Origin of the sequence: Methylocystis sp., from assembly GCF_046349115.1 — a bacterium.
Lineage (GTDB): Bacteria > Pseudomonadota > Alphaproteobacteria > Rhizobiales > Beijerinckiaceae > Methylocystis.
Genome location: NZ_JAXMCX010000002.1, coordinates 191,735 through 210,094, shown reverse-complemented (window position 1 = coordinate 210,094; position 18,360 = coordinate 191,735). Strand labels below are relative to the sequence as shown.

Sequence of the window (18,360 nt, the reverse complement as noted above, 5' to 3'; positions counted from 1 at the left end):
GGATGTTGCGTCTAAAGCAGCGAGAAGGGAATAATCACGTCCATATTGAACATGCCTTGGCTACTGCTGCGGCCGTTGCCATTATTCCGGAAGAATGGCGTCGTGCCATTGACCGCCTGATCCCAGCGGAGTTCAGGACGCAGGATCATTCCAGTGATAATCGGCATCTTGGGCAGATCCGGCGTGATCGTTACGCCGGCGGTGAGTCCGAGATAGCTCGTGCCGACATTTGCCGGTTGGGCGATGCAGGACGGGCAGGCGTAACCGTGAAAAGCGGCCACTGAGTCGAAGTAGCCAGGGAAGCCGGCGACGAAGAAGTTCTTATTGTCGCGGTAAAATTCGACGCGGGCGTTCAGCTTGAAGAGGTCATTGACTTTGTACGAGACATATTGCGCCACCGCGTAAGAGTCCGCGCCTTGCGAATGCTGTGGCAGGGCCACGACGCCTGGCCAATTGGGGACGACAGCGCCCAAGACCTGGTCGACCCCGCCGTACCAGTTGGCCGGGAAGCCAGTGTACGAGATCGGGTTCCAACCACTTTCTCTATTATAGGCGATGTCGGTGATGAACGTCAGATTCTCGGTCGCTTTCCAAGTCGTCGTCAAATTCGTGAAAGTGCGGTTGGCCGAGTTGGGGTTACACACGCAGGCCCCTGGTATGCCCTGGAGGGTTAGGTTCGGCCAGTACAGGCCGGCGGCGGCGAAGTCCGGCGGCGTGTATTGCCAGTTGAATCGGCCCTGGCTCGAGTTTTGAGGCCCGTGGTGGACAATAGCCAAGACGGTCAGATTGCCGTCCAGCAGATTGAGACCGAAGCCGCCGTGGAAAGAGGGAGACGAGTTGGGCTGACCAGGATAGCCGATGAAGTTGTTCACGCCGGTCGTCACGCCCGAATATACGTCTAGCCAATCTCTCACATGGTTCGTCACCATCACGCCGGTGTGAAGGAAGGGGCCGAAATTGAAGATATAGGAGTGCGAATAGAACAGATTGTCCTTCGCGTACATGAGCTCTGCGCCATTGTACGTCGGGAAGATGCCCGCCTTTACGTCGATGCCGCCCTCTGAGACAACGCTCTTCCAGGGGAGATGCGCCAAGGCGTTCGCCTCCAGGAAGCCAATCTGTGTGCGACTATGGATCGCGTAATCGAGAAAGCCGGTGAGGTGGTTGTATCGCATGTCCTCGCCGATTTGCGGCTGGAGCTTGAAGCCGAAGTCATAGCCTTCGGCTTTTGGGTCAAGCGGACGCTGGATAGTCACCGTTAAGCTATTGAACGTCGGCCAATTGGCGCGGTCCGTATAAAGATGGCCCCAATTAAGCTTGTTGAAGGGCTGATTGAAGTTGATGGCGACGCCGCCTTCGACGTAGCCATCGATCGTCACGGTGTCGATCCAGGCGGGCGGAGGGGGAGCCTCGGCCGGGCCCTTAACGATCTTTCCCTTCTTCGCCGGCTTGGCCGCCGGAGGAGGCGCGGGTTGATTTTCCTCGATCAGCGTCGGATCGACCTCCAACAATTTCGACTGAGCGTGAGCGGCGCTCGTGATGCTGGTTGCCAATGTTAGAGCGGCGACGCTCGATAGATAGTACCACTTCATTGCTGAGAACTCCGGCTGGAGGCGAAATCTGATTGATATCACTCGCGACCGGAGTTCCATTCAAGTCTAAGGTCCGCGCATATGCCTAATATTTGAGCAAAAATGGCCTGGCTGAATATTTGTTCTGGTGAGTGTGGCGTCAATGTCACAATTTTTGGGTCCGCCATAGCCGCTCCCTTGATTTTGCGCGGCCTGGTTTGTTTGAAATATAACATGTCATGTTCGCTTTCCGCCGAATCAGCTCGATTCGATCGTTAAGCGACACTTGTCCCTGCTCAAGCGTCGCCCTTTTTAAGCGATGCGTGTCCCCGGCCCCGCCGAGGGGCGGACCCGGCGCAAGAGGGAGAGCGGCATGACGGAAGAGGGGCGCAAACAACCGGAGGGCCCCGACTTCTCGCAGGGCGTCGCTGGCCGGGACGTCCCCGACGATCGCCCTTTGCTCGGACATGTCGCGGGCGAGGCGGCCATCATGACGCGGCAAGGCGACGCCTTCTTCGTGATCGGGGCCCATTGCACCCATTATCACGCGCCGCTGGCCGACGGGCTGGTGGTCGGCGGCTCGATCCGCTGTCCCTGGCATCATGCCTGTTTCAGCCTGCGCAGCGGCCGCGCCTTACGGGCGCCGGCCTTTGACGCCTTGGCGCGGTGGCGGGTCGAGCAGGCTAGCGGCAAGGTTTTCGCCCGCGAAAGACTTCCGGATCCAGCGCCGGCCGCGCATAAGGGCGCCGCCCAACCGCGCGGCGTCGTTATCGTCGGCGGCGGGGCGGCGGGCTTCGCCGCCGCGCAGATGTTGCGGGCGGAGGGCTATGACGGAATCCTCGAGCTGATCAGCGCGGATACGGCCGCGCCCTACGACCGGCCCAATCTTTCCAAGGACTATCTGGCGGGAACCGCCCAGCCCGACTGGCTGCCGCTGCGCGATCCCGCCTGGTATCGGGACAATGGCGTCCAGCTGCGGCTTAGCTGCCGCGTCGAGTCGCTCGATCCGGCCGGCAAGCGCCTGACGCTCGCTGACGGGGCGACGCTCTCTTACGACGCGTTGCTGCTCGCGACCGGCGCCTTTCCAACCAAGCTGCCGACGCCGGGCGCCGATCGAAGCCATGTTCACTATCTGCGTTCGCTCGCCGATTCCGACCGTCTCATCGCCGCCTGCGCTGGCGCTCGCCGCGTCGCTGTGATCGGCGCGAGTTTCATCGGCCTTGAGGCGGCGGCGTCGCTGCGCGCCCGCGATCTCGAGGTGCATGTCATCGCGCCCGAGGCCATCCCGATGGCGCGCATTCTCGGACCAGAAATCGGCGCGCATGTGCGGAAGCTGCATGAGCGCCACGGCGTCATATTCCATCTCGAGGATACGGCGACCGAAATCGGCGAGCGCGCGTTGACCTTAAAAAGCGGCGCGACCCTCGAGGCCGACCTCGTGGTCATCGGCGTCGGCGTCAGGCCGGATCTTGCCCTCGCTGAGTCGGCGGGCCTTGCCGTGGACCACGGCGTGCTCGTCGATGAATATCTGCAAACCAGCGCGCCCGACATTTACGCGGCCGGCGACATCGCCAGCTGGCGCGACAAGATCACTGGCGAGCGAATTCGCGTCGAACATTGGGTGGTCGCGGAGCGACAGGGGCAGACGGCGGCGCGCAATATTCTCGGCTGCGCGGAGAAATTTGACGCCGCGCCCTTCTTTTGGAGCCAGCACTACGACCAGGCGATCTCCTATGTCGGCCATGCCGCCTCATGGGACCGGCTGGAAATATCCGGCGATCCCGCGGCTGACTGCGCCGTATCTTATTTTAAGGACGACCGGCTGCTCGCGGTCGCGACGATCGGCCGAGACCTCGACAGTCTTCGCGCCGAAGCCGCATTTGAAGCGCGCATCGGCGCGGCGCCGCCGGAAGCGATCGAATAGCTTCGCGCGCTATTCGAAACGTCCGCAGGCGTGCCCGAGCATGGTGTAAACCTTGCCGGCGTCGCCGGTCAGCAGTTCGAGCGCTTTCGAGCCGTCGCGATCGGCGCGGCTCGTCTCGACAAGCAGTTCCTCGAAATGCTTGATGTAGTGATCGGCGGTCGCACGAAAATCCTGATCCAGACGATAGCGACGCTTGATTTCCTCGAAGGTCTGATGGCCTTGCGGCGTGTAGAGACGCCGACCGAAAAGTCCGCCCTTCTCGCCGCGCTGATAACGGCGCCAGAGCTCGGCGACGGCGGCGCCGTCGATCATGCGCGCAATGTCCAGCGTGAGGCTGTCGAGCGCGCCGGCGCCGGCCATGGACCGCGCCGGACGCGACGGCTGCGCGGCGTCGTCGAAAGAGGCGCGCGCCAGCAGGTCGCTCAGCCATCCGCCGTTGGGCTGGCGGTTCGAAGGATTTTGCGCGCCGCCCCGCTGCGTCGCGGCTTCCCTGCGCGCCGGCTGGTCGGGGCGGCGGGGCGCGGGAGCGCTCGGTTCGGCGGCCTCATAGGCCCCGCCCGAACGCGCCACGATATCGGTGAGTTCGTTCAGCGCCTTCACCTGATCGCCAATGACTCGCCTCAGGGTCGCCGTTTGCTCCGCCGCTTCCTGCGGTATCTCGCTCGCGCTGCGGCGCACTTCCTGGCGGGTCTTCTCGATATCGCCGTGAATGGCGCGCGCCATGCCGCGAATTTCGCTCGCCGTTTGCTCGAATTTCGAACGCGCGCTGTCGAACAGCCCGGCGATTTCCGCATTGGCCTGCGCATAGGCGGCGTGCAGCGCCTCGGCAGTTTGCTCACGTTCGCCTTCCGCAGCGGCGCGCATCGCCGCAAAGCGCGACTCGATGAGTTCGGCGGTCTCCTTCGAGGTTTTGTTCAACGCGCCGCCAAGCTCGCGCGATCGCGCTTCGATCGACTGGAATGAGCTTTCCATCAAATCGCTGAATGTTGCGATGGCGCTTTCGAGTTCGGCGCGCCGGCCTTCGATCGCCGCCGCCGCCTGTTCGAGCGAGCGATGGCGCGCGGCCATCGTGGCGTCGAGCGCCTGCTGGCTTTGCGCCAGCCTGTCGGCGCTCTGAGCCAGAGTGTGCTGTCCTTGGTCGAGCGCCTCGACGATCGCATTGGCGTCACGCACCGAATCGCCGGCCGTCGCGGTGACATGCTCGATCTGCGTCGAGGCCGATTGCAGCGCGCCACGGAACTCCTCGAGCCTCGCGCCAAGCTCATATTCGAGCGCGACGAGACTGCCGCCGGTCTGGTCGACGATCGCGTGCAGCGAGGCGTTGGTCTGGCCGAGCCCGTCGAGCAGGACCGGCAGTTCGGCGCGAATCTTGTCGTTCGTCGCCAGAAGAGTCGCGATTGAATTCTGCGCGCTCGACTCCAGCGTCAACGCCAGCGCCTCGCGCGAAGCGTTGAGCGCGTCGGTCAGTTCGTCGCGCTTCACGCCGAGCTGCGAGACAAACTCGGCCCCGGCGTTTTCGACGGCGGCCGCCGCCAGATCGGCGACCGCGGTCAATTCTTGAGCGACCGCCCCGCCGCGCTCGTCGAGCACCGAGCGCATCCGCATGAGCCGCGCGTCGAGCGCGCTGCTGACTTCAGCCACTCGCTCGGCGAGCGACTGGCCGAGATCGCCGGTGCGCGCGTGCAGCGTCGTATCGAATTCGCGCTGCGCGCCGGCAAGAATTTCCTTGATGTCCAGCAACCGCGCGCTGATCGTGTCCACGACCAGCCGGCCTCTTTCGTCGATCTCCGAAGAAACCGCGCCGAGCTGGCTGACGACATTGGTCTCGAGATGCGCGATGCGATTGTCGAGAGTCGCCTCCAGCTCCTTGGCTTGCGCTCCCAGGATTTGATTGATCTCTTCCGTCCGCGACGCCAAAGCCTGGGCGAGTTCGCTCGATCGCGACAGGAGCACCCAGTCAACGTCTTTGATCTTGGCGTCCAACGCCTGCATGACTTGACGTCCGCCGTCTTCCATCGCGCGCGCGACGTCAGTTGCGTGTTTGGACAGCGCCTCCTTCAGCAGCTCGCCGCCCATGCCGAGGCCGGCGTCGACGCGTCCGACGAGTTGATCGATGCGGTCGGCGGCTTCCACCGTCCGAGCGCTGGCGACGCTTTCAAAGGCTTCGATCTTGTTGGAAATCGTCGAGGCGATGTCGATCGCGCGCGCGCCGAGCCGTTCGAGGAGATGGCCGCCCTTGCTCTCGATCGCTTCGTCGATTTCGGCCAATTTCGCATCGAATTCATCGGCGAAATGGCGAGAATTGTCGCCGATGCGGGAGTTGTAATGCTCAACTTGCGCCGACAATCGGTCAACAAGCGCGCCGCCCTCTGCGCGTAGCGTTTGATCGAGCGACTGCAACCGTTCGTCGAGCTGATGCGCGATCTGCTGCGCTTGCACGTCGAGACGCGCCGCGGCGTCGGTCGTCCGCGTCGTCAGTTCGTCGACAAGCTGTGTTCCCTTGTTGCCAATTGCGTCTTCGACGGCGGCGAGACGCTGCGTGAGTTCGCCGGAGAGTCTTTCGGCATGCGCGCCGACTCGATCGGCGACCGCGCCGCCGTCACGCAGCAGCGCATTCTCGAATTGCGACAGGTGTTCGCCGAGCGTTTCCGCAATGTGCCGGCCGTGATTGGCCAGCGAGGCCACGACCTCTTTGCTGTCCGACAGGACGGCGTCCTCGAAGGAGCCGAGCCGGTCGTCGAGAAGTTCATGGAGCCTTTCGCCCTGCGTCGCGATCGCGAGCACGGCGTCGTTCGCCGTCGTCGACAGGCGCTCGTGCATCGTTTCGGCGTTTGCGGCCAGCGCCGAGGAAGCATCGGCGACGCTTTCGTGAAGCTTGTCGCGCAACGCCGCGCCATGCGCTTCGAACTCCTGCAGCGCAAGCTGGCGCGTCGTCTCCATCGTCTTGGCGACGAGCATTCCCGCGGTCTCCAGCGCGTTTAGCCGCTCGTCGAGCAGTTCGTCGACGCGCGTCGCATGTTCGCCGACCACCGACGCGACGTTATCGCTGTGGCGCTTGATGGCCTCCTCGAACGAGCCGAGCTTTTCGGCGAGGCTCACGTCAACGCGATTGGCGTGCGCCGCCAGACGGTCGGCGATCTCGCCGCCGCGGCCGACAAGCACGGATTCGATCGCTTCGAGACCCTGCGCGACAGCGTCATTGACCTGGCCGGCATTGCCGGCGACGCTTGCTTCGAACGCGGAAAGCTTTTCGCCGAGTTCGACGGCGGCGCGCTCGGTGCGGGCGGCGACCCGGGCCGCCAATTCTTCGCCTTGGCCCGCGACCAGGTCTTCGAATCTCGAGAGGCCCTGCGACAGGGCGGCGGTCGCGCGTTCGCCATGTTCGCCGACCCGCTGGACGATTTCCTCGCTGTGGCGCGTGACCGCCTCTCCAAACGCGGCGAGCTGGCCCGAGAGGTCCGATATGGCGCGTTCGCCGCGCTCGCCGACGCGTTCGGCGATGTCGTCGCCGTGGCGCATGACGGCGTCCTCGAAGGCCGCGAGCTGCGCCGACAATGTCGACGTCGCGCGTTCGCCCTGCTCGCCGACGCGCTGCGCGATCTCGTCGCCGTGTCGCGTGACGGCGCTTTCGAATGATTCAAGCTGAGCCGCGAGCGTCGACGTCGCGCGCTCGTTCTGTTCATTGACGCAAAGCGCGATTTCCGCGCTGTGTCGCGCGACCATCTCTTCAAAGCCGGCGAGCTGGCTGGCGATCGTCGAACTCGCGCGTCCGCCGTGCTCGCTCACGCGCGCGGCGACCTCGTCGCTGTGGCGCGTGACCGCCTCCTCGAACGCGGCGAGCTGCGCCGACACTGTCGCCTTGGTCAGCTCGGCTTGCTCGCTGACCCGCTCGGCGACTTCGCCGCTGCGGCGATCGACCGCCTCTTCGAATGCGGCGAGTCCGGAGACGAGAGCCGACGTCGCGCGTTCGCCGTATTCGCCGACGCTTTGCGCGACCTCTTCGCTTCGCGAGGCGACGGCGTGTTCGAATGCGGCGAGCTGGTTGACGACGGCAGTCGCGGCGCGTTCGCTGTGCTCGCCGACGCTTTGCGCGACCTCTTCGCTGCGCGAGGCGACGACGTTTTCGAATGCGGCGAGCTGATTGGCGACGACAGTCGCGGCGCGTTCGCTGTGCTCGCTGACGCTTTGCGCGACCTCCTCGCTGCGCAAGACAACGGCGTTCTCGAATGCGGCGAGCTGATTGACGACGGTGGTCGCGGCGCGTTCGCTGTGTTCGCCGACGCTCTGCGCGACTTCTTCGCTGCGCGAGGCAATGGCGTTTTCGAATGCGGCGAGCTGATTGACGACGGCGGTCGCGGCGCGTTCGCTGTGTTCGCCGACGCTCTGCGCGACTTCCTCGCTGCGCGAGGCAATGGCGCTTTCGAATGCGGCGAGCTGATTGACGACGGTGGTCGCGGCCCGCTCGCTGTGTTCGCCGACGCGCGAGACGACGTCGTCTCCGTGCCGCGAAAAAGTGTCCTCGAAGGCGGCGAGCCCGTCCGAAATGACGGCGCTGACGCGGTCGCCATGTTCGGCGATGCGCAGGGCGGTTTCCGTGCTGTTGCGCACGACGGCGTCTTCGAAGGCGGCAAGCCGCTCTACGACTGTGGTCTCGAACTGCTTGCCCCGTTCGGCGATGCGTTCGGCGACTTCGCCGCCTCGGCCGAGTACGGTCTCTTCGAAAGCGTGAAAATTGTCGGCAAGCGCTTCGGTGACTCGATCGCCATGCTGCCCGATCGCCGATACGGCTTCGTTGGCGGCGGCGACGAAGCGCTCCTGCAACGCGTCGACCTGTTCGACCAGCGCCGTGGAGTTCTGGTTCATGCTGCGCGAGATCTCCTCATGCAGCGCCTGGCCGCGCGCGTCGAATTCGCTCTGCGCCTTTTGATGCGTCTCATCGAGCAGGCCGACGATACGCGTTTCCGCCGTCTCGAGCGTGGTTCGAGCAGTTTCGACATGTTCGGCGACGCGTGCGGTGAGGCGTTCCTGGGTTTCGGCGAGCGAGCGTTCGAACGAACCGCCCTGCATTTCGATCGTTTCGCGAATGGCGTCGCCGGTTTCGGCGAGTTGCGCGACGATCCGCTCGCCCTGGCCGCCGACCGCCTCGGAAAAACCTGCTCCGATTTCTTCGAACCGTTCGAGCATTTCGGCGCCGCGCGCGCCGAAGTCGCCGGCGATCGTTTCGCCCGCGGCTTCCAGCTTGCGTTCGAAGTCCTCGACGCCTTCGGTGAAGCGGCGGCTCACGTCGTCGCTTGCGCCGGCTACTTTTTGCGCGACTTCGTCGCCCGTTTGAGCGAGCGCGAAGAGCACGCGTTCGCCATGACCCGCGAGCGTCGACTCGAAGGCGTCTCCCGCCTCGTCAAGCGCGAGCCGGATCTCTTCGCCCTTCGAGCCGAGCGAGGAGGCGACCCGCGCCCCGGCCTGGCTCACCGCCTCGGCGAGATGGACCGAGGTCGTCGCGAGTTCCTGAGAAAGCGTTTCGCGCGCGCCAAAGAGCGCCGTCCGCGCGTTGTCGGCGTTGACGATGATGGCTTCGCGTTCGCGCGTCAATTCGTCGATGAGCAGACGAATGCGCCGCTCATTGTCGGTGTAGGAGCGTTCGAGATTGGTGACCTCGGTGCGCACGATCACTTCAAGCTCGCCGGCCCGGGCCAGCGCGCGTTCGATGCCGTCGCCCATGGAGGCGGCTTCGCGTCGAATGGCCTGTGACAGCGAGACGATCTGCTCGGTGGCCACCGTCTCCGGCTCGATGAGCCGGATGGCGACTTCGGTCATGGAGTTTGCGATGAGCCGCATCTCATGGGCGCGGCGCGCCATCAGGCCGGTGAGGAAGAGAAAGATGAGCGGCGCGACGAGCGCGGCGAGCGTCAGCACCGGCTTCGGCGCGAGCAACGAATTTTCGGCGTCGAGGATTTCGCCTTGATGGAAATAAAGATACGCGACCCAGCAGGCCGCCCACAGCGCCATGGAGACGAAGGTGAAGGCCATGATCGAGCGGTTCGGCTTGATCTGGAGCGCCTGCCGCAATTCGCCAACGGTGCGACGGTCGTCGTTCGCCGGCGCATAGGCGGGGGCGATGACGCCGTGCGGCGGCGGTTGACGGTTCTGCGGCTCGCCGTAAGCTGGGGCCGAGCGGCGCGGCTCCGCGGCATTCGGGTCCGCCCTGGGCGTCGCGGCCTGGTCCGATCGGTCGTTCGCCTCGTCCGCGGCTGGCGCCGCGGCGTCCGGCGTCGCGCCGATCTCCAGCGCCTCCTCGACCGCCGACAGAGCCGCGGCGGCCGCGTCCTGGATCTTTCCCGATGTCGCCATTCACTCCACTCCAGCCGGCGCAGAGCCTTGCGGTCCGGCCGAAATTCACGGCCTGCCGCCAAGCGACCGCCGGTGAATAAAGATTAACCAAACTTTACAGCCCATTCCGGGCAATTGAAACATCGGGGCGGCGCGTATCGGGAAACTTCGTTAACGCGTCCTTCAGGTTAGGCGCGCCAATCATAGAGAGAAGCGTCGTGCGGCGCGCTCGCCGCAGGCTCCCAGGCGTTGCCCACTGCTTTAGATATCAAGGAGAATAGGGAATGGGGATGGCGAAACTCGCGGGATCAGCGTTTCTGAACTGCGATGCGCAGCCGCAGCCGCTATTGGCGGGGCAGTCCGAACCGGCGATCGACCTTGTTCATCTCTCCCGCCAGACCTTCGGCGACCATGAGCTCGAACGGGAGCTGCTGGAGCTGTTTGATGCGCAGGCGGCGCAATGCGCCGAGCGCCTGCGCGCGCCCGCCAAGCTTGGCGACGGCGATTGGCGCATCGCCCTTGCGCATACCGTCAAGGGTTCAGCGCGGGCGGTGGGGGCGTTTGGGGTTGGAAATGCGGCGGAAGCCTATGAGCAGGCGCTGCGCGACGAGGAGCCCAGCGTCGGCGAGAAGCGCGACAGGCTCGACGCCGCGTTAATAAGCGCGCGCGACGCCATCGCTCTATTGCTGGGCCGCGCAGTTCAGAATGGCCCGACCGGGAAATATTTCAAATAAAGCTCGGCGAAGACGCCGCGTTGGGCGAGCCGGGCGAGCGCATAATCGAGGGCGCGGCGCAGCGGCGCATTGCCCTTCTTCACGGCGATGCCGATGCCTTCGCCGAAATATTTCGGATCGGTGAAGGGGCCGTCTCGAAAGACGCAGCAACCGGCGGCTTCCGCGCCGTTCAGCCAATACGACAGAGAGATCGCGTCGCCAAAGAGCGCCTGAACGCGACCGGTTTTTAGGGCGTTGCGCGCCAAGGCCGGCGTTTCGAAAGTCATCAAAGTCGAGTGCGGATAGAAGGCTTTGAGAAAAGCCTCATGCCGAGAGCCGGCGACCACGGCGATCGGCCGGTCGGCGAAAGTGGCGGGAGAAGCGGATTTCAGGGTCGTGTCGGCCTGCACCGCGAAGCGCCCCGGCGTCATCATGTAAGGCCCGGAAAAGTCAACCTGTTTCCTGGTCTCATCGTTGATCGCGAGCGACGCGATGATGGCGTCGCCGCTATTGTCGTTCAGCGCGGGGATGAGCAAATCCCACCGCCGTCTCTGGATCGTGCAGGCGATGTCGAGTTCGACACAGATCGCGCGCGCGAGATCGATATTGAAGCCCGCCACCTGACCGTCCGGCAACAGGAAATTAAACGGCGGATAATCGTCCTCGGTCAGGAACCTGATCTGCCGCAGCTGGGAGAGGTCCGGCTTTTCCGGCGTGCGGTTGGGGTCCCAGAACGAGGGCGCAGTCGCGCCGGGCGTCGTCGACATCGGCGGCGTTGCGGCGCTTGGGGCGTCGTCGGCGACGGCGACCGGCGGCAAGGCGCAAAGGAGGAGCGCGGCCAGCGCCGCGCGGAGCCAGGCGAGGCGCACGAATCTGCGCGACTTGTCGACGGGGCGCAAAAAGTTCATACGGCGCATAAAGTTATTGCATAGCTCCTGCTAGAGAATGATAGTCGCGTGAAGACTGTCCGCGTTCGCCGGAATAATGCATGAATTTCGTTCCGATCGATAGTGCCGCCGCGGCTAAGCCGATCGAGGACGATCTCCGCCAGACTGTCCGCCGACGCTCTCCGCCAGACCCCTCGATCGTTCGCCGACCGGCGGCCTCGCGCGCGACCGCGCCGCGCCCCATTCCCGTCGAAATCGCCTTTCTGTCCGGCCATGGCGTGCCGGAGCAAGCGCTTCAGTTCGCCGCGGCCACGGCGCGCCGTCAGGGCGTTTGCGCCGACGAAGCGCTGCTCGCCGAGGGGCTCGTCGCGGAGGACGTTTTCTATCGGGCGCTGGCCAAGCATCTTAACGTCGACTTCATCGACGGCCGCGTCGATGTCTGCGCGTCTGGCGCAGCGACGGTCGAGCGCGGCTATGCGCGGGTTCGCGACGCGTCGAGCGGCTATCTTTGGCTGTTCGCGCCGAGCGGCGCCGGAGTCTTCCGGCTGATGAGCGTGCGGCGCGCGGCGAAGGGCCGGGCGCTTTTCGCCATCACCACCCGAACGCGCTTTCTGGAATCCGTGCGCCGCGCCGATCCTGAAGGCGCCGCGCGCAACGCGGCCTTCCTCGCTGAACGCGTCGACAGCGAGCTTTGCGCGCGCGGCGGTCTTCAGCGCGAACAGGTGGGACTGCTGCTCGCGACGCTGATCGCGCTCGCGGCGAGCCTTTATGCGCCCTTTTTCCCGCTGCGCCTGGCGTCGGCGCTGCTGCTCGCCGCCATGTTCTTTTGCGGCGTGTTTCTGCGGCTCTTCGCCTGCGCGGCGAGCTTTCAGCCGAGCGCCGAGACGGAGCCGCTCGACGGCGACGCGCGACTGCCGATCTACACAATCGTCCTGGCGCTCTATCAGGAAGCCGCCGTGGTCCGTCAACTCACCCGCGCGCTCGACCGGCTCGATTATCCGCGCGCGAAGCTTGATTTGAAATTCGTCATCGAAGCCGATGACGAAGCGACGGCGGCGGCGCTGCGGGCGCATCCGCCCCGCGCGCCGCATGAGATCGTGATTGCGCCCGAAGGCGCGCCGCGCACCAAGCCGCGCGCCCTCAATGTCGCGATGCCGCTCGCCCGCGGCGCGCTCGTCGCCGTATTCGACGCCGAAGACCTGCCCGAGCCGCGGCAATTGCGCCGCGCGGCGACGCGCTTCGCGAACGCGCCGAGAAACGTCGCCTGTCTGCAGGCGAGCCTCGCCATCGACAATGGCGCGCTCAATTGGATGACGGCGCTGTTCGCTCTCGAATATGCCGCGCTCTTCGATGTCTGCAACAGGGGGCTCGCGCGGATGGGCCTGCCGCTTTTTCTCGGCGGCACCTCAAATCATTTCCGCATCGAGGCGCTGCGCGAGATCGGCTTTTGGGACGCGTTCAACGTCACCGAGGACGCTGACCTCGGCCTGCGGCTGGCGCGCGCCGGCTTCGACGTGCGAACGCTCGACTCGCAAACCTTTGAGGAGGCGCCGGCGGTTTTCACCGCCCTGGTGAAACAGCGGACCCGCTGGTTCAAGGGCTGGATGCAAACCTTCATCGTGCATTGCCGCCGGCCGGCGCGGCTGTTCGTCGATCTGGGCGCGTGTCGCGCCATCGCGGCGCTGGCGATGTTTGCGAGCGGACTCTTCGGGCCTCTGCTCGGTCCGTTCCTGGCGGCGCGCATGGCTTATGACGCGATTTTCGGCGCGCTGCTGACGCCGGCGACGCCGTGCGAAATCGCGCTCAGCACGCTGTGGTGCTTTCTCGCGTTCGCCGGCGCGGCGGCGCTTGTTTGTCCGCTGGCGATCGGCATGCGCCGTCGCAATCTGACCCGGTTTCGCCCCGCGCTGATCTATCTGCCGCTATGGCTCGCGATGCTGAGTCTCGCCGCTTGGCGCGCGATCTATGAACTCTGGCGGCGTCCCTTCCACTGGGAAAAGACCGAGCATGGGCTGACCACGCGCGGCGGCGTCGAAGCGGAAATAAGTATCGACCCGTTCGGCTCAGGAGAAGAGCCATTGTTTGATCAGGAAGCCGGCGCTTAGCGCCTTGCTGTAATGCTCATACAGCGCGACATGACTCATGCCGGCGCGGGGCAGGTCGGATTTCTTAAGCCGTTTGAAGAAGGGAATGAGCACGTCCTCGAAATTCGCCACCGTATATTTGCCGCCATGGCGGTCGGCGACGCGCTCGGCGACATTGGCGAAGAGCAGCGCCAGCGCCTTGAACAGCGCCGGATGGGCGATCTGCTCATCGGCGTTGTGCAGGCCGAGCCCGTGTCGGCAGGCGCGCAGATAGGGGTTGAGCACGGCGTAGACTTCCTCGGCGCTTGCGTCGTCGAAGGCGCCCTTGATCGAGCGCAGCGCGGCGTTGAAGGTGACGCGCGAAATCGTGCCCTTGCGCCGCTCCGCCGGGCTGAGCAGGCCCTTGAGGGCGCTGTCATTGCGATTGTGGAAGAGATCGAAAACGTCGTGCAACAGCGCGTCGGCTTTGGTCTCGACTTCCGAGAGCCGCCGGATGTCGAGCAGGAGTTCGTTGGGCACCGGCCGCTGCTTGGTGTTGATGTCCATGAACAGCCGGCATTCTTCCGAGCGCTTCAGCCGGTTGTAGATCACCACGGGGACGTCGACCGCGCCTTTCGCCAGCTTGAAGCCGAAGACGCGATGCTGCCCGTCGATGATGAGAAAGGCGCGGGGGTCCTGCCGGAAGGTGAGCGTTCCCGCGGCGCGGTCGTAATGCATATGGGCGCGGGATTGCGCCGAGAGCACCACGGCGCCGGGCACCGTGCCGAAACCCGCGTCGATATATTTGGCGATGGATTTCGCGCGCTTTTCGTCGAGCAGCCGCTGGAAGCCCTCCATCGGATTTTCGACCCGAGGCTCGACGACGCAGGTCTCGGCGAGCAGCCCGCTCGGCAGCACGAGGGCGTAAAAGCGGTGCTTGCCCTGGGCGACGACCTGCGCCGGAACGGTGACGGAGTTCTTGCCGGCGGGGGAAGCGGCGGCGCTGCGATCGTCGACGCTTTCGCCCGCTAAGGGGGCGGCCTCGGCGATGTCGCCGAGCGTATCCCGATCCATGTTCTGATCCCTCGAAAGCGCGAACTTTAGACAGCGTCCGCGACAGCTGACTCGACGAATCGACCGGCACTCGTGCGCAAACGCTAAGCGGGAAAAGAGTCAAGAGCAAGACGCGTCGCGGGAAGAGCGTCGATTTCAGCTCCGCCGAGCGCCGCAGGCGGTCATGGGACGGCGAACGAACCATGCGGGGCTCGCTCGACCGCAACATCGCAGCCGCCGGCGCCAGGAAAGGTTCAGCTCAAGGGCCAAAACCATCGCATCACGAGGATTGAAGCGATGGTTCGGCAAGCGTTTCGTCATGGTTGCGAGCGTTGAGCAGAAATGATTGCTGGCGCCCCTTGATAACTTGTATCTTAATCGATGTTCATTGGCCCAGTCAGCGGCGAATGGCGAAAGGCGATTTCATCCGCGATCCGCTGGCGTTGGCCGATGGACAGGGCGACTCAGCCCTGAAAGTTGAAGCGCGGAGCGCCGCCAACGACGCCTACGCCGATGGCGCAATACGCGAGGCCGCCGAGTGAACGTTTCCGCGCCCTTCATCAGACGGCCGGTCGCGACGACGCTGCTTGCAGGCGCGCTGTTCCTCATCGGCGCGGTCGCTTATTTTTTCCTGCCGGTGGCGAGTCTGCCGGCGGTCGATCTTCCGATCATCGGCATCTCGGCGTTGCGGCCCGGCGCCGATCCGCAGACGATGGCGGCCTCCGTCGCGGCCCCGCTTGAGCGGCATCTTTCGACCATCGCCGGACTGAACGAACTCACCTCGACGAATTCGCTCGGTTCGACTCAGATCATGGCCCAGTTCGACATCACGCGGGACATCGACGCCGCTGCGCGCGACGTGCAGGCGGCGATCAACGCCGCGCTCACCGACCTGCCGAGCGATTTGCCGATGACGCCGCACTATCGTAAGGCGAGCCAGTCCAGCATGCCGGTGATCGTGCTGGCGATGACCTCCGACACTCTGCCGTCGAGCGCCGTTTTCGACGCCGTCGACTCGGTCATCGCGCAGCGCGTTTCGCAGGTTCCTGGCGTCGGCGAGGCGCGCCTCGTCGGCGCCGAGCAGCCGGCGATCCGGGTCCAGGTCGACAGCGCGCGGCTCGCCGCCATGGGACTCGGGGTCGACGCAGTCGCCGATGCGCTCTTTGCCGCCAACGCTCATTCCGCCGTTGGCGCGCTCGACGGCGATACGCGCGAGATCACGCTTGCGACGACCGATCAGCTGTCGACGCCCGACGATTATCGCGACATCGTCATCGCCTCGCGCAATGGCGCGGTGCTCAAGCTCGGCGACGTCGCCAAGGTCGAACTCGGCATCAAAAATCGCAACGCCGCCGGATGGTTCAACGGCAAGCCCGCCGTGCTCCTGATCGTCACCAAACAACCCGACGCTAATGTGATCGAGACGGTCGATCAGATTAAGGCGTTACTGCCGCGGCTTCAGGAATGGATTCCGAGCGGCGTCAAGATCAATGTGCTGTCCGACCGTACCCAGACGATTCGCGCCAGCATTCACGACATTCAGCGCACGCTGGCGATCTCCATCGTGCTGGTGATGATCGTCGTCTATGTGTTCCTGCGCCGCGCGACGCCGGTCATCGCCGCCGGAATTACGGTCCCTCTGTCGCTTGTCGGCACCTGCGCCGCGATGTGGATTGCTGGCTACTCGATCGACAATCTGTCGCTGATGGCGTTGACGATCTCGGTCGGCTTCGTCGTCGACGACGCCATCGTGATGATCGAAAACATTCAAAGCAACGCCGAGCGCGGTCTGGGTCGCATGGAGGCGGCGCTGCTGGGCGCGAAGCAGATCGGCTTCACCGTCGTCTCAATCAGCCTGTCGCTCGTCGCCGTGTTTATACCGCTGCTCTTCATGAAAGGCGTGATGGGCCGGCTGCTGCGCGAATTCGCCTGGACGCTGACCTTCGCCATAGCGATTTCGACGGTCATCTCGCTGACCGTGACGCCGATGATCTGCGCGCGCTTGCCCGCCCACCGCGAGAAGCCGCCATCGCGTTTCGATCGGATCGTCGGAGGCGCGCTCGACCGGGTCGTCGACTTTTACGCGCGCAGTTTGCGTCCGGTGATCGATCACCCTTGGGCAACGCTCCTTGTCGTGGTGATCTCGATCGCCTGGACGGTGCGGCTCTATGAGACGATCCCCAAGGGCACGCTGCCCCAGGACGATATCGGACTGATCAATGGTACGACCGAAGCCTCCGGCGACATTTCATTTACTGAAATGGCGCGGTTGCAGCGGCTCGCTTCCGACACGCTGCTCGCCGATCCCGATGTCGCCAATGTCGGCTCGTTTATCGGCGGCGCCTATATGGCCTATTCGATGAATCAGGGCCGGCTGTATGTCGCCTTGAAGCCGCCCGACGAGCGGCGTGCGTCGAGCAAGGAAGTGATCGCGCGTCTACGTCGAGAATTCGTGAAAATCCCTGGGCTCGGCGTGTATCTGGTGCCCTCGCAGGATCTGCGAAAGGGCGCGCGGATGAGCAAGTCGCAATATCAGTTCACGCTGTCGAGTCCGTCGGTCGAGATGCTCGAAGCATGGCGCGACAAGGTGCTGGAGCGCTTGAAGCAGGCGCCCGAACTCGTCGACGTGACCTCCGACCAGGAGCGCGGCGGGCTGCGCGCCAAGGTCGTCATCGATCGCAAGGCCGCCTCGCGCATGAATGTGCAGATCGCCGCCATCGACGCGGCGCTGAACAGCGCCTTCGGCCAGCGGCAGGACGCAATCATCTATACCCAGCGTAACCAATATCGCGTTGTTTATGAGACTCCGACCGAAAGGCAGCGCGACATTCGCGATCTCGCGGGAATTTACGTCTCTTCAGCGACCGGCGACCAGATTCCGCTGACCGCGCTCGCCCATATCGAACGCAGCGCGTCGCCGCTGGTCGTCAATCATCAGGGCGTCGTGCCGGCGACGACGATTTCATACAATGTTGCACCCGGCTACAGTCTCGACGCGACTGTCGCGGCGATCGAAAAAGCGATCGCGGAGCTCAATCCGCCGGGCGCGCTTCGCGCCGAATTCGCCGGCGACGTTGCGGATTTCCGCAAAGTTGCGGGCGGCATGGCGGCGCTGATGCTGGCCGCTCTGCTCTCGGTCTACATCATTCTCGGCATTCTTTACGAAAGCCTCGTCCATCCGATCACGATCATCTCGACGCTGCCGTCGGCCGGCCTCGGCGCGCTGCTGTCGCTCGAACTGTTCGGCGTCGAATTCACCATCATCGCCTTCATCGGCATTTTGCTGCTGATCGGCATCGTCAAGAAGAACGGCATCATGCTGGTCGACTTCGCCTTGCAGGCGGAGCGCGACGGCGGCATGTCCGTGCATGACGCCGCGCTCGCGGCGGCGCGCGAAAGATTCCGTCCGATTCTGATGACGACGCTTGCCGCGACGTTCGGCGCGCTGCCGCTCGCCTTCGCGACCGGGATCGGAGCCGAACTTCGGCGTCCGCTCGGCATCACCATCGTCGGCGGCTTGCTGCTCAGTCAGGCGCTGACGCTCTATACGACGCCGGTGATCTATCTCTTGATGAGCAAGCTCAGCCGCAACAAGCCCGCCGCGCCTTCGCCCGCCAAGGGGGCCAAAGAGGCGGATTCGGCGATGTCGCCGAGCGTATCCCGATCGATGTTCTGATTGCTCAAGAGCGCGTATTTTTGACGCGTTCGTGATAGCCGGCTCGATGAACCAAGCGACGCTGTGGCGGGAACGCTCGGCGGGAAAGGAGTCGAGAGCGAGATGGGTTCGGGCAGGCGGGGCGCCACATCTCGACCGAGCTGCGT

The 18,360-nt window shown here is 64.6% G+C and carries 8 protein-coding genes; 4 read left to right on the top strand and 4 right to left on the bottom strand.

Translation table 11 applies throughout. From position 1 onward, the window contains the following. Positions 1-11: 11 nt before the first annotated feature. Positions 12-1,592, bottom strand: coding sequence for an outer membrane beta-barrel protein (locus tag U1E20_RS06740; protein WP_409979827.1), 1,581 nt, complete (start codon positions 1,590-1,592; stop codon positions 12-14). Between the two features lie 352 nt (positions 1,593-1,944). On the opposite strand from U1E20_RS06740, the gene U1E20_RS06735 reads away from it, so the two are divergent. Continuing rightward, the gene (locus U1E20_RS06735) at positions 1,945-3,495 is read left to right on the top strand and encodes an FAD-dependent oxidoreductase (RefSeq protein ID WP_409979826.1); all 1,551 of its coding nucleotides are present in this window, start codon (positions 1,945-1,947) and stop codon (positions 3,493-3,495) included. Between the two features lie 9 nt (positions 3,496-3,504). Here the strand turns inward: U1E20_RS06735 and U1E20_RS06730 are convergent, their stop codons facing one another. Next, entirely contained in the window at positions 3,505-9,843 is a 6,339-nt protein-coding gene (locus tag U1E20_RS06730) for an apolipoprotein acyltransferase (protein WP_409979825.1), read from the bottom strand. Between the two features lie 263 nt (positions 9,844-10,106). Between U1E20_RS06730 and U1E20_RS06725 the strand changes: the two genes are divergently transcribed. Further along, positions 10,107-10,556 carry an Hpt domain-containing protein gene (locus tag U1E20_RS06725; protein ID WP_409979824.1) on the top strand — a complete coding sequence of 150 codons (450 nt, stop codon included), beginning with the start codon at positions 10,107-10,109 and terminating at the stop codon, positions 10,554-10,556. On the opposite strand, the gene U1E20_RS06720 is transcribed toward U1E20_RS06725, so the two are convergent. Further along, on the bottom strand, positions 10,523-11,443 hold the full coding sequence (locus tag U1E20_RS06720) for a transporter substrate-binding domain-containing protein (RefSeq protein ID WP_409979823.1): 921 nt from the start codon (positions 11,441-11,443) through the stop codon (positions 10,523-10,525). The two genes, U1E20_RS06725 and U1E20_RS06720, sit on opposite strands and share 34 nt — an antisense overlap. Positions 11,444-11,523: 80 nt before the next feature. Between U1E20_RS06720 and U1E20_RS06715 the strand changes: the two genes are divergently transcribed. Continuing rightward, complete coding sequence (locus U1E20_RS06715; protein WP_409979822.1) at positions 11,524-13,527, top strand: glycosyltransferase; 2,004 nt, start codon at positions 11,524-11,526, stop codon at positions 13,525-13,527. On the opposite strand, the gene U1E20_RS06710 is transcribed toward U1E20_RS06715, so the two are convergent. Beyond that, positions 13,486-14,559, bottom strand: a complete 1,074-nt coding sequence (locus U1E20_RS06710) for a DGQHR domain-containing protein (protein WP_409979821.1) — start codon at positions 14,557-14,559, stop codon at positions 13,486-13,488. The two genes, U1E20_RS06715 and U1E20_RS06710, sit on opposite strands and share 42 nt — an antisense overlap. Before the next feature lie 517 nt (positions 14,560-15,076). On the opposite strand from U1E20_RS06710, the gene U1E20_RS06705 reads away from it, so the two are divergent. Beyond that, on the top strand, positions 15,077-18,214 hold the full coding sequence (locus U1E20_RS06705; protein WP_409979820.1) for an efflux RND transporter permease subunit: 3,138 nt from the start codon (positions 15,077-15,079) through the stop codon (positions 18,212-18,214). The last annotated feature ends 146 nt before the right edge of the window (positions 18,215-18,360 follow it).